Annotated in this window: 9 protein-coding genes, 2 tRNA genes and 3 other RNA genes; 7 read left to right on the forward strand and 7 right to left on the reverse strand. The window is 51.8% G+C overall.

What is annotated here, in order from left to right; all coding sequences use genetic code 11:
- The first annotated feature begins 410 nt into the window (after positions 1 to 410).
- The 4 genes from HV041_RS07330 to narI are packed head-to-tail and all read left to right on the forward strand — an operon-like array spanning position 411 to position 7,073.
- Complete coding sequence (locus HV041_RS07330; RefSeq protein ID WP_182294115.1) at positions 411 to 4,154, forward strand: nitrate reductase subunit alpha; 3,744 nt, start codon at positions 411 to 413, stop codon at positions 4,152 to 4,154.
- On the forward strand, positions 4,151 to 5,689 hold the full coding sequence (gene narH, locus HV041_RS07335) for a nitrate reductase subunit beta (protein WP_101742308.1): 1,539 nt from the start codon (positions 4,151 to 4,153) through the stop codon (positions 5,687 to 5,689). Before HV041_RS07330 ends, narH begins: the two co-directional genes overlap by 4 nt.
- On the forward strand, positions 5,686 to 6,396 hold the full coding sequence (gene narJ, locus HV041_RS07340; RefSeq protein WP_048211471.1) for a nitrate reductase molybdenum cofactor assembly chaperone: 711 nt from the start codon (positions 5,686 to 5,688) through the stop codon (positions 6,394 to 6,396). Before narH ends, narJ begins: the two co-directional genes overlap by 4 nt.
- Positions 6,396 to 7,073 carry a respiratory nitrate reductase subunit gamma gene (narI, locus tag HV041_RS07345; RefSeq protein WP_048211472.1) on the forward strand — a complete coding sequence of 226 codons (678 nt, stop codon included), beginning with the start codon at positions 6,396 to 6,398 and terminating at the stop codon, positions 7,071 to 7,073. The genes narJ and narI overlap by 1 nt, the downstream gene beginning before the upstream one ends.
- Before the next feature lie 210 nt (positions 7,074 to 7,283).
- On the opposite strand, the gene HV041_RS07350 is transcribed toward narI, so the two are convergent.
- The 7 genes from HV041_RS07350 to HV041_RS07380 all read right to left on the reverse strand — a co-directional run bounded on the left by HV041_RS07350 (position 7,284) and on the right by HV041_RS07380 (position 9,521).
- Positions 7,284 to 7,414, reverse strand: a non-coding RNA gene (locus HV041_RS07350) — RtT sRNA.
- 43 nt (positions 7,415 to 7,457) lie between these two features.
- Positions 7,458 to 7,588: non-coding RNA, RtT sRNA (locus HV041_RS07355), on the reverse strand.
- A gap of 43 nt (positions 7,589 to 7,631) precedes the next feature.
- A tRNA-Tyr gene (locus HV041_RS07360) sits at positions 7,632 to 7,716 on the reverse strand.
- Between the two features lie 34 nt (positions 7,717 to 7,750).
- A non-coding RNA gene (locus HV041_RS07365) (RtT sRNA) lies at positions 7,751 to 7,882 on the reverse strand.
- A gap of 43 nt (positions 7,883 to 7,925) precedes the next feature.
- Positions 7,926 to 8,010: transfer RNA gene (locus tag HV041_RS07370), tRNA-Tyr, on the reverse strand.
- 157 nt (positions 8,011 to 8,167) lie between these two features.
- Positions 8,168 to 9,010, reverse strand: a complete 843-nt coding sequence (purU, locus tag HV041_RS07375) for a formyltetrahydrofolate deformylase (RefSeq protein WP_048211473.1) — start codon at positions 9,008 to 9,010, stop codon at positions 8,168 to 8,170.
- 55 nt (positions 9,011 to 9,065) lie between these two features.
- Complete coding sequence (locus HV041_RS07380; protein ID WP_061068013.1) at positions 9,066 to 9,521, reverse strand: YchJ family protein; 456 nt, start codon at positions 9,519 to 9,521, stop codon at positions 9,066 to 9,068.
- A 111-nt stretch (positions 9,522 to 9,632) separates the two neighbouring features.
- Here HV041_RS07380 and rssA point away from each other — a divergent pair, with 111 nt between their 5' ends.
- The 3 genes from rssA (at position 9,633) to galU (ending at position 12,758) form a co-directional block, all read left to right on the forward strand.
- The gene (rssA, locus tag HV041_RS07385; RefSeq protein ID WP_048211475.1) at positions 9,633 to 10,541 is read left to right on the forward strand and encodes a patatin-like phospholipase RssA; all 909 of its coding nucleotides are present in this window, start codon (positions 9,633 to 9,635) and stop codon (positions 10,539 to 10,541) included.
- 90 nt (positions 10,542 to 10,631) lie between these two features.
- Positions 10,632 to 11,645: a two-component system response regulator RssB gene (gene rssB, locus HV041_RS07390; protein WP_048211476.1), complete on the forward strand. Its 1,014-nt coding sequence runs from the start codon at positions 10,632 to 10,634 to the stop codon at positions 11,643 to 11,645.
- A gap of 204 nt (positions 11,646 to 11,849) precedes the next feature.
- Entirely contained in the window at positions 11,850 to 12,758 is a 909-nt protein-coding gene (galU, locus tag HV041_RS07395; RefSeq protein WP_121584717.1) for a UTP--glucose-1-phosphate uridylyltransferase GalU, read from the forward strand.
- Positions 12,759 to 12,844: the final 86 nt, after the last annotated feature.

The raw sequence follows: 12,844 nt of genomic DNA on the forward strand, positions 1-12,844 counted from the left end.
CAGAAGCAGTTTGAAGGATGAAGTGTAGGTTGATTATCCATTGCGCGGCGTTATACCGCGCTTTTTTTTGCCTGTAATTAGTTACAACATACTTTTGTATTGTGGCATGACAACAGCCTGTGAGAACGGCGTACGCAATATGCTAAGCAGGGGGGATACCCCTTAATACCCACTTATAAAGAATTTAACATTTGCATGATAAGTGAATTATTTAAAATCCTTTAAATTCAATTTATTACGTTAAATATTAATATCCCACTTTGGGGGTATGTAAAAACCAACCCTCATTTTTCATCCCTGTCTGCCTTGATCGTTATCAATTATCACGCCCTTTCAGAGCGTTACCTTCACTCCCAATCAAGCAATGTCGATTTATCAGAGAGCCGTCAGGCTCCTACAGGAGAAAACCGATGAGTAAATTCCTGGACCGGTTTCGCTACTTCAAACAGAAGGGCGAAACCTTTGCCGATGGGCACGGCCAGCTTCTCAACACCAACAGGGACTGGGAGGATGGATACCGCCAGCGTTGGCAGCATGACAAAGTCGTGCGTTCAACCCACGGCGTAAACTGTACCGGCTCATGCAGCTGGAAAATCTACGTGAAAAATGGTCTGGTAACCTGGGAAACCCAGCAAACTGACTACCCGCGTACTCGTCCTGATCTGCCAAACCACGAACCTCGCGGCTGCCCGCGTGGCGCGAGCTATTCCTGGTATCTCTACAGCGCAAATCGCCTCAAATATCCGCTGATGCGCAAACGTCTGATGAAGATGTGGCGTGAAGCGAAAAGACTGCACAGCGATCCCGTTGACGCCTCGGCCTCCATCATCGAAGACGCCGATAAAGCAAAAAGCTTCAAACAAGCGCGTGGCCGTGGCGGGTTTGTCCGTTCTTCCTGGCAGGAAGTAAACGAACTGATTGCGGCATCTAACGTCTATACCGTGAAAACCTATGGTCCTGACCGCGTTGCTGGTTTCTCACCGATCCCGGCAATGTCGATGGTTTCTTATGCTTCTGGCGCGCGCTACCTGTCGCTGATCGGCGGTACTTGCCTGAGCTTCTACGACTGGTATTGCGACTTACCGCCTGCGTCTCCGCAGACCTGGGGTGAGCAGACAGACGTACCTGAATCTGCTGACTGGTACAACTCCAGTTACATCATCGCCTGGGGTTCTAACGTACCGCAGACCCGTACCCCGGATGCGCACTTCTTCACAGAAGTTCGCTACAAAGGTACCAAAACTGTCGCGATTACGCCGGACTACGCAGAAATCGCCAAGCTTTGCGACCTGTGGCTGGCACCGAAGCAGGGGACCGATGCGGCGATGGCGCTGGCGATGGGCCACGTTATGCTGCGTGAGTTCCATCTCGACAACCCAAGCCAGTACTTTACCGATTACGTGCGCCGTTACACCGACATGCCAATGTTGGTCATGCTTGAAGAGCGTGACGGTTACTATGCCGCTGGGCGTATGCTGCGTGCGGCAGATTTGGTCGATTCTCTGGGCCAGGAAAACAACCCGGAATGGAAAACTGTCGCGATTAACAGCAACGGCGAAATGGTTGCGCCAAACGGTTCAATTGGTTTCCGCTGGGGTGAAAAAGGCAAATGGAACCTGGAGCAGCGTGACGGTACGTCTGGTGCCGAAACCGAACTGCAACTGAGCCTGCTGGGTAGTCAGGATGACATCGCTGAAGTCGGTTTTCCGTACTTCGGTGGCGAAGGAACTGAACACTTCAATAAAGTCGAACTGGAAAACGTTCTGCTGCATAAACTGCCGGTGAAACGACTGCAACTGGCCGATGGCTCTACGGCTCTGGTGACCACCGTTTACGATCTGACCATGGCTAACTACGGCCTTGAGCGTGGTCTGAATGATGAAAACTGCGCGACCAGCTACGATGACGTAAAAGCGTATACCCCGGCGTGGGCAGAAAAAATCACCGGTGTTTCACGTTCTCAAATCGTGCGCATCGCCCGTGAATTTGCGGATAATGCCGACAAGACGCACGGTCGTTCGATGATTATCGTCGGTGCGGGTCTGAACCACTGGTACCACCTCGATATGAACTATCGTGGCCTTATCAACATGCTGATTTTCTGCGGCTGCGTTGGTCAGAGCGGTGGCGGCTGGGCCCACTATGTGGGCCAGGAAAAACTGCGTCCGCAGACCGGCTGGCAGCCCCTGGCGTTTGCCCTCGACTGGCAGCGTCCGGCGCGTCACATGAACAGCACCTCCTACTTCTATAACCACTCCAGCCAGTGGCGCTATGAGACGGTCACCGCGCAGGAACTGCTGTCTCCGCTGGCGGATAAATCCCGCTACAGCGGCCATTTGATTGACTTTAACGTGCGCGCCGAGCGTATGGGCTGGTTGCCGTCCGCACCGCAGTTGGGTACTAACCCGCTGTACATTGCGCGTGAGGCGGAAAAAGCTGGGATGACACCCGTCGATTACACCGTTAAATCTCTGAAAGAAGGTTCTATTCGCTTTGCGGCAGAACAACCAGAAAACGGTAAAAACCATCCGCGTAACCTGTTTATTTGGCGTTCTAACCTGCTCGGTTCTTCCGGTAAAGGTCATGAATACATGCTGAAGTACCTGCTGGGTACCGAGCACGGTATTCAGGGACTGGACCTGGGTAAACAGGGAGGCGTGAAGCCAGAAGAAGTGGAATGGCAGGATAACGGGCTGGACGGCAAACTGGATCTGGTGGTGACGCTGGACTTCCGTCTGTCGAGCACCTGTCTGTATTCCGACATCGTGCTGCCAACGGCTACCTGGTATGAAAAAGACGATATGAATACTTCGGATATGCATCCGTTTATTCATCCGCTGTCTGCCGCTGTTGATCCAGCCTGGGAGTCGAAAAGCGACTGGGAAATCTACAAAGGCATCGCGAAGAAATTCTCTGAAGTCTGCGTAGGCCACCTCGGGAAAGAAACCGACGTGGTGACGCTGCCAATCCAGCACGACTCTGCCGCCGAACTGGCGCAGCCGTTAGACGTGAAGGACTGGAAAAAAGGCGAATGCGACCTGATTCCGGGCAAAACCGCACCGCACATCATGACCGTTGAGCGTGATTACCCGGCAACTTACGAGCGCTTCACCTCTATCGGTCCGTTGATGGAAAAAATCGGTAACGGTGGTAAAGGGATTGCCTGGAACACCCAGAGTGAAATGGACTTGCTGCGTAAGCTCAATTACACCAAGGCGGAAGGCCCGGCGAAAGGACAGCCTTGTCTAAACACGGCTATTGATGCCGCTGAGATGATCCTCACCCTGGCACCGGAAACAAATGGTCAGGTTGCCGTGAAAGCCTGGGAAGCGCTGAGTGAATTTACCGGACGTGATCATACGCATCTGGCGCTGAACAAAGAAGATGAGAAGATTCGCTTCCGTGATATTCAGGCGCAGCCGCGCAAAATTATCTCCAGCCCGACCTGGTCAGGTCTGGAAGATGAACATGTGTCTTATAACGCCGGTTATACCAACGTTCACGAGCTGATCCCTTGGCGCACGCTTTCTGGTCGCCAGCAGTTGTATCAGGATCATCAGTGGATGCGCGACTTCGGTGAAAGCCTGCTGGTTTATCGTCCGCCAATCGACACCCGTTCGGTGAAAGAGGTGATGGGCGAGAAGTCTAACGGTAATCCGGAAAAAGCACTTAACTTCCTGACGCCGCACCAGAAATGGGGTATCCACTCCACCTACAGCGACAACTTGCTGATGCTGACGCTGGGACGCGGTGGTCCGATCGTGTGGATGAGTGAAGTTGATGCGAAAGAACTGGGTATCGAAGATAACGACTGGATCGAAGTTTTCAACAGCAACGGTGCCTTAACCGCCCGTGCCGTTGTCAGCCAGCGTGTGCCGGCCGGGATGACCATGATGTACCACGCGCAGGAACGTATTGTGAACCTGCCAGGTTCAGAAATTACCCAGCAGCGTGGCGGGATCCATAACTCGGTAACGCGTATTACGCCGAAACCGACCCACATGATCGGCGGCTATGCACATCTGGCCTACGGCTTTAACTACTACGGCACCGTAGGGTCGAACCGTGATGAGTTCGTTGTGGTACGTAAGATGAAGAACATTGACTGGTTGGATGGTGAAGGCAATGACCAGGTACAGGAGAGCGTAAAATGAAAATTCGTTCACAAGTCGGCATGGTGCTGAATCTCGATAAGTGCATCGGTTGCCACACCTGTTCAGTAACCTGCAAAAACGTCTGGACCAGCCGTGAAGGTGCCGAATATGCCTGGTTCAATAACGTTGAAACGAAGCCCGGTACGGGGTTCCCGACTGACTGGGAAAACCAGGAAAAATGGAAGGGCGGTTGGATCCGTAAAATCAACGGCAAGCTGGTGCCGCGCATGGGTAACAAAGCGCTGCTGCTGGGTAAAATCTTTGCTAACCCGCATCTGCCGGGCATTGATGATTACTACGAGCCGTTTGATTTCGACTACCAGACGCTGCACAACGCACCTGCTGATAGCAAGGCGCAGCCGATCGCCCGTCCGCGCTCGCTGATTACCGGTCAGCGTATGGACAAAATCACCAAAGGTCCGAACTGGGAAGATGACCTGGGCGGCGAGTTCGAGAAACTGGCGAAAGACCAGAACTTCGAAAATATACAGAAGGCGATGTACGGCCAGTTCGAAAACACCTTCATGATGTATCTGCCCCGTCTGTGCGAGCACTGCCTGAACCCGGCGTGCGTGGCGACCTGCCCAAGTGGCGCCATCTACAAACGTGAAGAAGATGGCATCGTGCTGATTGACCAGGACAAGTGCCGTGGCTGGCGTATGTGCATCACCGGTTGCCCGTATAAGAAGATCTACTTCAACTGGAAGAGCGGGAAATCTGAGAAGTGCATTTTCTGCTATCCGCGTATCGAAGCCGGTCAGCCGACCGTTTGCTCTGAAACCTGCGTAGGTCGTATTCGTTATCTCGGCGTGCTGCTGTATGACGCAGATGCGATTGAAAGCGCGGCAAGCACCGAGAACGAGAAAGATCTGTATCAGAGTCAGCTGGACGTATTCCTCGATCCAAACGATCCAGCGGTGATTGAACAGGCACTGAAAGATGGCATTCCGCTGAGTGTAATCGACGCGGCCCAGCAGTCTCCGGTATACAAAATGGCGATGGACTGGAAGCTGGCGCTGCCGCTGCATCCCGAATACCGCACGTTGCCGATGGTCTGGTATGTGCCACCTTTATCTCCGATTCAGTCCGCTGCTGACGCGGGTGAACTGGGTAGCAACGGTATTCTGCCAGACGTGGACAGCCTGCGTATCCCGGTTCAGTACCTGGCGAACCTGCTGACTGCGGGTGATACCCAGCCGGTACTGCGGGCGTTGAAACGTATGCTGGCGATGCGTCACTACAAACGCGCAGAAACCGTAGACGGTAAAGTTGATACCCGCGCGCTGGAAGAAGTCGGGCTGACCGAAGCTCAGGCACAAGAGATGTATCGTTACCTGGCGATTGCTAACTATGAAGATCGTTTTGTGATCCCGAGCAGCCATCGCGAACTGGCGCGTGAAGCATTCCCGGAGAAGAGCGGTTGTGGTTTCACCTTCGGTGATGGTTGCCACGGTTCTGATACTAAATTCAATCTGTTCAACAGTCGCCGCATCGATGCTGTCGATGTGACCAGCAAAACGGAGCCGCACCAATGATTGAACTCGTCATTGTTTCGCGTCTGCTCGAGTACCCGGATGCTGCCTTGTGGCAGCATCAGCAGGAACTTTTCGATGCACTCGCGTCATCTGAAAACCTGGACAAAGAGGATGCCCAGACTCTGGGCGTTTTCCTGCGCGATTTAACTGCGCAGGACATGCTGGATGCACAGGCAAGCTATAGCGAACTGTTCGACCGTGGTCGTGCGACTTCGCTACTGCTGTTTGAACATGTTCACGGTGAATCCCGCGATCGTGGACAGGCGATGGTTGACCTGATGGCGCAGTATGAACAGCACGGGCTACAACTCGATAGCCGCGAATTGCCAGATCACTTACCGCTGTATCTGGAGTACCTCGCACAGTTGCCAAAAAGCGAAGCGTTAGGTGGCTTGCAGGATATCGCCCCGATTCTGGCGCTGCTCAGTGCGCGTCTGCAACAGCGCGAAAGCCGTTACGCGGTGCTGTTCGATCTGCTGTTAAAACTGGCGAATACCGCTATCGACGGTGACAAAGTGGCCGAAAAAATTGCGGATGAAGTTCGTGACGACACGCCGCAGGCACTGGATGCTGTTTGGGAAGAAGAGCAGGTGAAATTCTTTGCCGACCAGGGATGTGGTGAGTCTGAAATTTCTGCTCACCAGCGTCGTTTTGCCGGGGCCGTTGCGCCGCAGTACCTGAACATCACCACCGGAGGACAGAACTAATGCACTTCCTGAATACGTTCTTCTTTGACATCTATCCGTATATTGCGGGTTCTGTCTTTCTGATTGGCAGCTGGTTACGTTACGACTACGGTCAGTATACCTGGCGTGCGGCTTCCAGCCAGATGCTGGATCGCAAAGGGATGAACCTTGCGTCAAACCTGTTTCACATTGGGATCCTTGGCATCTTCGCGGGTCATTTCCTGGGGATGCTGACGCCACACTGGATGTACGAAGCGTGGTTACCGCTTGAAGTGAAGCAAAAGATGGCGATGTTTGCCGGTGGTGCCAGTGGTGTGATGTGCCTGGTGGGGGGCGTACTGCTGCTGAAACGTCGTCTGTTTAGTCCACGCGTGCGTGCAACGACCACGGGAGCCGACATTCTGGTGTTGTCTGTTCTGGTTATCCAGTGTGCACTGGGCCTGCTGACCATTCCGTTCTCGGCTCAGCATATGGACGGTAGCGAAATGATGAAGCTGGTGAACTGGGCACAATCAGTGGTGACCTTCCACGGCGGGGCGTCTCAGTATCTGGATGGCGTGGCATTTATTTTCCGTGTGCACCTTGTGCTGGGTATGACGCTGTTCCTGTTGTTCCCATTCTCGCGTCTGGTACATATCTGGAGCGTGCCAGTCGAGTATCTGACACGTAAATATCAGATTGTGCGCGCCCGTCATTAATTTCGCGTTGTAACGCACCAAACCCCGCTACGGCGGGGTTTTTTGTATTCTGCACGCCGGATGGCGGCGTAACCGCCTTATCCAGCCTACACAGACGTCAGTTCTCTGTAGGCCTGATAAGCGTAGCGCCTCAGGCAAATTGCTGGCACGTATTGAGGGCAGAATATGGGGTATTGCAGATGGACTTGGTGTTGGTGATATATGAAGTAATGGTGGTGGGGGAAGGATGACTCAGCGCTGTGCGCTTCGCCCTTCGGGTCGTTGCCTGCGGCAACGCTTTCTCGCTACGCTCGAATCGAACCTTAGTCGAAGCTTCTCATCCTTCCCGGCAGGGTAGAATATAAAGCATTGAGATATGATTTAGTAAAGTCTTACAGGAGAAGATGGTGGTGGGGGAAGGATGACTCAGCGCTGCGCGCTTCGCCCTTCGGGTCGTTGCCTGCGGCAACGCTTTCTCGCTACGCTCGAATCGAACCTTAGTCGAAGCTTCTCATCCTTCCCGACTGGGTAGAATATAAGGCATTGAGATATGATTTAGTAAAGTCTTACAAGAGAAGATGGTGGTGGGGGAAGGATTCGAACCTTCGAAGTCGATGACGGCAGATTTACAGTCTGCTCCCTTTGGCCGCTCGGGAACCCCACCAGGGGTAATTCAAATTGTAGGTAAAGCTTGAGGATGGTGGTGGGGGAAGGATTATTCGTCGCTTCGCTCCTCACCCTTCGGGCCGTTGCCGCTGGCAACGTTCTCTCGCTTTCGCTCGAGTCGAACCTTAATCGAAGATTCTCACCCTTCCCAGTAAGTGCAAACTTCAGCATAGCTTATTGGGGTTACTACATCACTGTAGTGAATAATGGTGGTGGGGGAAGGATTCGAACCTTCGAAGTCGATGACGGCAGATTTACAGTCTGCTCCCTTTGGCCGCTCGGGAACCCCACCACGGGGTAATGCTATGTTACTGGCCTGCTTCCTTTGGAAGCGGGGCGCATCATATCAAATGATGCGCCCCTGTAAAGCATTCCGTTGATAAAAAAGAACTGGTTGCCTGATTTTTACGCGTAAAGATGTAAAGGTAACCAATAAAATTATCAATCGATTACAGAATAATCGTTCGGTTACCGTAAACAAAGACACGCTGCGCGAGAACCTGATAAAGCGCGCGGCTTAATACGTTTTTTTCAACGTCACGACCGGCACGCATCATATCCTCTGCGGTATAGGTATGATCCACATGAATCACGTCCTGCATGATGATCGGACCTTCATCGAGGTTATCATTCACATAATGCGCCGTCGCACCGATGATCTTCACACCGCGGTCATAGGCCTGATGGTACGGGCGAGCACCAATAAACGCTGGCAGGAATGAGTGGTGGATATTGATAATCTTATTCGGGAAGCGAGAAACAAATGTCGGCGTCAGGACACGCATATATTTTGCCAGCACGACATAGTCTGGCTGATGTGCGTCGATAGCATCGGCCATTTTCTGGTCATGTTCGTCACGCGTTAATCCTTCGTGGCTGACCAGCTCAAAAGGAATATCAAAACGCTCAACCAGGGAACGCAGCGTGTCGTGGTTGCCGATAACCGCGGCAATTTCAACATCCAGTCCGCCGTAATTGGCCTTCATTAACAGATCGCCCAAACAGTGGGCTTCTTTGGTGACTAAAATAACGATGCGGCGCCGTCCCGCAGGCGTAAGCTCGCGAATGGAACCTTCTGGTAGCGCGCTGTCCAGATCGGTCAGCAGTGTGACATCGTTAAAAATGCCTTCCAGCTCGGTGCGCATGAAAAAACGCCCGGTACGGTGGTCCACGAACTCATTGTTTTGCACGATGTTCAGTTCGTGCTTGTAACAGATGTTAGTAATGCGCGCGATCAGACCTTTTTGGTCCGGGCAAATTGTACGCAGCACTTTTCGTTGTAATGAATGCATTTGCAGCGGAGATCCTGTTGAGAATGTTTGCATAATTGATACTGTCGGGCGTTGATTAGCCGCAGCACTTTTTAAATTTTTTACCGGAGCCACAAGGGCAGGTATCGTTTCGTCCAATTTGCGGGCGTGTACCATCGATATAGTACCACTGACCGTTTTCTTTTAAAAAACGAGAGCGTTCGATAATTGCGCCTGTTTTTCCCTGTTCAGAAAACCGTGCGACAAAACTGACATAGCCGATATTGTCGGTTTCTGCCGTCTGCTGTTCAAAAACGGTCAGTCCCAGCCATTCGGTATGGGTAAATCCTGCAATAATGTCATCCCGGAAATCGGCGGCATGACAATCTGGATGCCAGGTTTTGATGAGGTAATCTGCGTCTTTCATCACAAAAGCACAGTAACGAGAACGCATGAGATGTGACGGCGTAGGTGCTACTTGTGCACCGGACACATAACGGTAGCAACATAGGCTATACTCGACAGCGCTACCACAGGGACAAAGCTGAGACACAAAGTACTCCCTGGAATAAAAAAACGGCGTAAAAACGCCAGGGTGGCACTATGTTAACTGAGCCGTGGCGATGTTGCTACGTCTGCAAGCCAGGGGAAGTCTGTAGGTATAATGAGAAAAATAAAAATTGGGCTGGCGCTAGGTTCCGGCGCAGCACGCGGCTGGTCGCATATTGGTGTGATCAAAGCCCTGAAACACATGGGCATTGATATTGATATTGTGGCAGGGTGTTCCATTGGCTCACTGGTCGGAGCCGCCTACGCATGTAACAAACTCCCCGCGCTTGAACAGTGGGTTTGCTCCTTCAGTTACTGGGATGTTTTACGCCTGATGGATCTCTCGTGGCGCAGGGGCGGATTATTGCGCGGCGAACGGGTATTCAATCAGTATCGGAATGTCATGCCGGTAGAATCTATCGAACAATGCTCACGTCGTTTTGCTACTGTCGCAACCAATCTAAGTACGGGCCGTGAACTCTGGTTTACCGAAGGTGATTTGCATCTTGCCGTCCGTGCCTCCTGCAGTATTCCTGGCCTGATGTCACCTGTGGCGCATAATGGTTATTGGCTGGTTGATGGCGCGGTGGTGAACCCTGTACCCGTCTCCCTGACGCGTGCGTTGGGGGCCGATATCGTTATTGCAGTCGACCTGCAACATGATGCGCACCTGATGCAACAGGATCTGCTCTCCTTCAACGTCAATAGTGAAACCGAATCGAACGATGATGATGAGCTGTCATGGCATGCCCGCCTGAAAGAACGTTTGAGCAACATTACGGCCCGGCGTGCAGTCACGGCACCTACGGCGATGGAGATCATGACGACCTCGATTCAGGTTCTGGAAAACCGTCTCAAGCGCAACCGTATGGCTGGAGATCCACCTGATATTCTGATTCAGCCGTTTTGTCCGCAAATATCTACGCTGGATTTCCATCGCGCCAGTGCTGCTATTGCTGCCGGGCAGTTAGCGGTCGAGAAGAAAATGGATGAGCTTCTGCCCCTGGTAAAAACCAACGTTTAACGCATTTTTCATCAACACTTAAGCAAATTCTGACAGGCGTGAGTTGCAATAGCATGCCACTATTTACTAAAGCCAGTCAGGGGGGAGAATATGACGCAGCCATTGGTCGGAAAACAGATTCTTATCGTTGAAGATGAGCCGGTATTTCGCTCGCTTCTGGATTCATGGTTTTCCTCTTTGGGAGCGACAACAGCAGTAGCGGGAGACGGGCTTGATGCGCTGGAGTTACTGGGGCGCTTCACCCCCGACCTGATGATTTGCGATCTCGCTATGCCGAGAATGAACGGCCTTAAACTGGTTGAGTATCTGCGTAATCGTGGCGATCAGACGCCTATTCTGGTGATCTCCGCAACGGAAAATATGGCCGATATTGCCAAAGCATTACGACTCGGTGTGGATGATGTCCTTTTAAAGCCTGTGAAGGACCTTAACCGCCTGCGAGAAACCGTTTTTGCGTGTCTTTATCCCAATATGTTTAATTCTCGCGTGGAAGAAGAAGAGCGCCTGTTTCGTGACTGGGATGCGATGGTGGGCGATCCTGCAGCTGCTGCAAAACTGTTGCAAGAATTGCAGCCCCCCGTGTCGCAGGTCATCTCGCATTGTCGGGTCAACTACCGCCAGTTGGTCGCCGCTGATCAACCTGGACTGGTGCTGGATATTGCTCCATTGTCGGACCACGATCTCGCCTTCTATTGTCTGGATGTGACAAGGGCCGGGGATAATGGTGTCCTGGCTGCATTATTACTGCGCGCGCTGTTTAATGGTTTGCTGCAAGAACAGCTCACCCATCAGAATCAACGTTTGCCTGAGCTCGGTGCGTTATTGAAACAGGTGAATCATTTACTGCGTCAGGCTAATTTACCCGGACAGTTTCCACTGCTGGTGGGGTATTACCATAGTGGATTAAAAAATCTGATTCTGGTATCGGCTGGGCTGAATGCGACATTAAATACCGGTTCACATCACGTACAAATCAGTAATGGTGTTCCGCTGGGCACGTTAGGTAATACGTATTTGAATCAGCTAAGTCATCGCTGTGAATCCTGGCAGTGCCAAATTTGGGGGGCAGGCGGTCGCCTGCGCCTGATGTTGTCTGCGGAATGAACAATCGAGAGGGGAGTGAATGAAATTGGTTTACCTCCCTTACGCTGTGAGTGCTACTATCAGCGGCAGATTTATTCGTATTTATCTTAATTATACCGACGTGCGTCCTTTTCAGACCAGAAGCTTACTGCGGTACTGATATACTCGGATGCGAAACAGATTGATGAACACGTTCAATATATGAACAGTCCAGGAGAGTTTTAAATGGCTGCCCTAAATTCAAAAGTCAAAAAGGCCGTTATCCCGGTTGCGGGATTAGGAACCAGGATGTTACCGGCTACGAAGGCAATCCCGAAAGAGATGCTACCGTTGGTTGATAAGCCATTAATTCAGTACGTCGTAAACGAATGTATTGCTGCGGGCATCACTGAAATTGTACTCGTGACTCACTCGTCTAAGAATTCAATTGAAAACCACTTTGATACCAGCTTTGAACTTGAAGCGATGCTGGAAAAACGCGTAAAACGTCAGCTTCTGGAAGAAGTGCAATCTATTTGCCCTCCGCATGTCACTATTATGCAGGTGCGTCAGGGGCTGGCAAAAGGTCTGGGGCACGCGGTATTGTGTGCCCATCCGGTTGTTGGCGATGAACCCGTTGCGGTCATCCTGCCGGATGTTATTCTTGACGAATACGAATCCGATTTATCCCGTGACAACCTTGCTGAAATGATCCACCGTTTTGAAGAAACAGGCAGCAGCCAGATTATGGTTGAGCCTGTAGCAGACGTAACGGCTTATGGTGTTGTTGATTGCAAGGGCGTTGAATTAACGCCTGGTGAAAGCGTACCGATGGTTGGCGTGGTAGAAAAACCGAAAGCAGACGTTGCGCCCTCTAATCTGGCCGTTGTGGGGCGTTATGTTCTCAGTGCGGATATCTGGCCTCTGCTGGCAAAAACACCTCCGGGAGCAGGTGATGAAATTCAGCTGACCGATGCTATCGATATGCTGATCGAAAAAGAAACGGTAGAAGCCTATCACATGAAGGGCAAAAGCCATGACTGTGGCAATAAGCTGGGCTATATGCAGGCGTTCGTTGAATATGGTATTCGCCATAATACGCTTGGCGCTGAATTTAAAGCATGGCTTGAAGATGAGATGGGTATTAAGAAGTAACCTCGCGGTATTATAAGGACAGAACGGCGCTGCTAATCCAGCGCCGTTTTTTTATACCTAATTTGGGTAGGGTGATGGGCGCAGTA

This window comes from Citrobacter sp. RHBSTW-00029 (assembly GCF_014104295.1).
Classification (GTDB): Bacteria; Pseudomonadota; Gammaproteobacteria; order Enterobacterales; family Enterobacteriaceae; genus Citrobacter; species Citrobacter youngae.

Coding starts and splice junctions, on each gene's coding strand:
- narH (WP_101742308.1), top strand. CDS start 4,151: ATGAAAATTCGTTCACAAGTCGGCATGGTGCTGAATCTCGATAAGTGC.
- purU (WP_048211473.1), bottom strand. CDS start 9,010: ATGCATTCATTACAACGAAAAGTGCTGCGTACAATTTGCCCGGACCAA.
- narI (WP_048211472.1), top strand. CDS start 6,396: ATGCACTTCCTGAATACGTTCTTCTTTGACATCTATCCGTATATTGCG.
- rssB (WP_048211476.1), top strand. CDS start 10,632: ATGACGCAGCCATTGGTCGGAAAACAGATTCTTATCGTTGAAGATGAG.
- galU (WP_121584717.1), top strand. CDS start 11,850: ATGGCTGCCCTAAATTCAAAAGTCAAAAAGGCCGTTATCCCGGTTGCG.
- HV041_RS07330 (WP_182294115.1), top strand. CDS start 411: ATGAGTAAATTCCTGGACCGGTTTCGCTACTTCAAACAGAAGGGCGAA.
- rssA (WP_048211475.1), top strand. CDS start 9,633: ATGAGAAAAATAAAAATTGGGCTGGCGCTAGGTTCCGGCGCAGCACGC.
- narJ (WP_048211471.1), top strand. CDS start 5,686: ATGATTGAACTCGTCATTGTTTCGCGTCTGCTCGAGTACCCGGATGCT.